The organism is Spirabiliibacterium falconis (assembly GCF_014885015.1).
Classification (GTDB): Bacteria; Pseudomonadota; Gammaproteobacteria; order Enterobacterales; family Pasteurellaceae; genus Spirabiliibacterium; species Spirabiliibacterium falconis.
Window position 1 is genome coordinate 1 of sequence record NZ_JABMIJ010000018.1, and the last position, 2440, is coordinate 2440.

The window sequence follows — 2440 nt, forward strand, 5'->3', positions numbered from 1 at the left end:
TGTCAATGATCTTCAAAAACTGAACCACAAAGATCTATCAAAAGTGATCCACTTCTATTGTTAATTATGAGTTAATTACGATGTTTAAACCGATAAGATTCATTCCCCGTTTCTAATATATGACAGTGATGAATGAGTCTGTCTAAAAGTGCATTCGTCATCTTTGCCTCCGTAAACAATGTTCCCCATTCCGAAAACTCAAGATTCGTCGTGATTATTACACTGGTATGTTCATGAAGCTGACTCATTAAATGAAACAACAACGCTCCCCCCTTTTGGCTAAAAGGTAAATATCCCAGTTCATCTAGAATAATGACATCCTGACGGTTCATTTGAGGAACAAGCTTAAATTGCTTGGTTTGACTATCTAATTCAAGTTGATTGACTAAATCCAACACATTCCAAAAGCGGACCTTATAGCCTTGCTCTGCCGCCTGCAGTCCTAGGGCTGTTGCTAAGTGGGTTTTACCTGTTCCAGGTCCACCGACTAAAATAATATTGTGCTTTGTCTTGATATAATCTCCCTCCCATAGCAAACGAAGATGCGCTTCATCTAAGGGACTATGGGTAAAATCAAATTCTGCAAAGGTTCTCTGCTGGGGAAATTTGGCACGCTTAATACGTCCTAATGTTTGGTTAATTTTTCTTTGAGTTATCTCCACATTCAATAATCGGGCAAGAATATCTAATGTTGGGCGTTTACGTCGAACACCCTCAATCACGATGTCATCAAATTCAGTTGCCATGGTAGGCAGTTTAAGTTGTTGAAGTAAGTCAATATAGTCTTGTCTCTCCATCATCATCTCCTTAATAGCTTTATTTTAGTGAGGGAAAAGAAGTGGCTCTGCGGTAGTGCAGAAGCTGGTCAAATTGACTGAGATTCGCTTTAGGCGGGCAAGAAAGTGCCACATGTTTGCTCTCAATTTTAGGGATAGTCGGTTCAGTCAATCTTAAAATAATATTGAGAACAGCTTCTACTGTCGGCAACCCTTGCTCTAAAGCAAGTTCTGCAGCCGTAACCCCGACCTCTTCACCAAAATCTGCAATCAAGCTTAATACTTTCACCATCGCTTTATCTCCTCGTGGCTGTTTAAGTAAATGGTGTTGAAGGGTTTTAATGGCTGGAGGCAACGCCCAACCTTGAAAAGGTTCCCCATGACGTAATGCACCAGGCTTTTGTTTTAAAGCAGAGAGATAATGAAGCGGATTATAACTGGTTCCTCCCTTAATAAATTGACGCGGATGCCGAGCAATAATTTGATTTTGGTAAACAAGAACGACCTCTTCAGCCCCAATTTGAGCAACCACTTCTTTTCCACATAAATGGCAAGGTACACTATAACGATGAGAGTCAAACAGAACGAGCGCAGAGGTATTAACGAGTAAGCGTGTGGTGCGATAACCTAAGTAAGGTCTAAAAGGCGAGAGTATTTCGCGTTCCTTTTCCAAACGTTGAGCAATAGTCTGTTGTTTATCTTCAATCCAAGGCTGGGTTTTAATCTGGTTTGCGCACCAATCGCTTAAATACTCATTGAGTTCTGCCAGGGAAGAAAAAGCGAGTAAAGGACGAAAAAGACGTTTACGTAAGGTTTGAACTTGTCGCTCGACTTGTCCCTTCTCCCAACCAGAGGCAGGTGTACAGGCGACCGGTTCGATAAGAAAATGGTTCATCATCGCTAAAAACCCGTCATTAAAAGTCCGCTCTTTACCTCGTTTTATCTGTTTGACAATGGTCTTAGGATTATCATAAATCCCCCGTGATGGAACTCCACCGAAATAGGCGAAGGCGTGATTATGGGCATCTATTAGCATTTCTAAGGTTTGCCTAAAATAAGCACGAACATAATAAGCGCGAGAGTGGCATAATCGAAAATGTGCAACATTAACGGTTGTTTCTACTCCATTTAATATGACTTTCTCGATACTCCAATCAAATTGATAAGATTCTCCGAGCGGAAATTTTTGGGGAATAAAGACTGTTGTGGTTGTTGGAGAATACGTTGCTTTATAATGCTTAATAAAACGAGAGACACAGGGATATTTCCCATCAAAACCGAGGCTTTGTAGATACTCAAAATGGCGAACAGCCGTTAATCGTTGAGCAGGTGGTTTAGTCATCTCTTCTTGAAGGCGCTCAATCAATAACGTTTTATAAGGACCTAACTTAGGCGCATCTGTGTGTTGACGTTGGTACTGTGGCATCTCAATAGTGTTGAGATATTTTTTAACGGTACGACGGCTAAGTCGAAGTTTTTCAGCAATTTTACGCTGCGAGAGGCCATCTTTATGATAAAGGCGGCGAATTTTTAAGATAGTTTCCATACAAAGCATACCAGGTTATTCCCTGTTTAAATAACAAGGAGTTTATCAAAAGACGCAGTGGATCACTTTTCGATGATCTTAGTGCGTCTGCCTGGCTCATTTTTGCATGATCATTAAC

At 40.8% G+C, this 2440-nt stretch carries 2 protein-coding genes; both read right to left on the reverse strand.

The features are described from left to right. Positions 1–71: 71 nt before the first annotated feature. Positions 72–797: an IS21-like element helper ATPase IstB gene (gene istB, locus HPC40_RS08715; RefSeq protein ID WP_208119111.1), complete on the reverse strand. Its 726-nt coding sequence runs from the start codon at positions 795–797 to the stop codon at positions 72–74. Positions 798–816: 19 nt separating this feature from the next. Then, on the reverse strand, positions 817–2331 hold the full coding sequence (istA, locus tag HPC40_RS08720) for an IS21 family transposase (RefSeq protein WP_208119112.1): 1515 nt from the start codon (positions 2329–2331) through the stop codon (positions 817–819). Positions 2332–2440 lie beyond the last annotated feature (109 nt).

Coding starts and splice junctions, on each gene's coding strand:
- istB (WP_208119111.1), bottom strand. CDS start 797: ATGGAGAGACAAGACTATATTGACTTACTTCAACAACTTAAACTGCCT.
- istA (WP_208119112.1), bottom strand. CDS start 2,331: ATGCTTTGTATGGAAACTATCTTAAAAATTCGCCGCCTTTATCATAAA.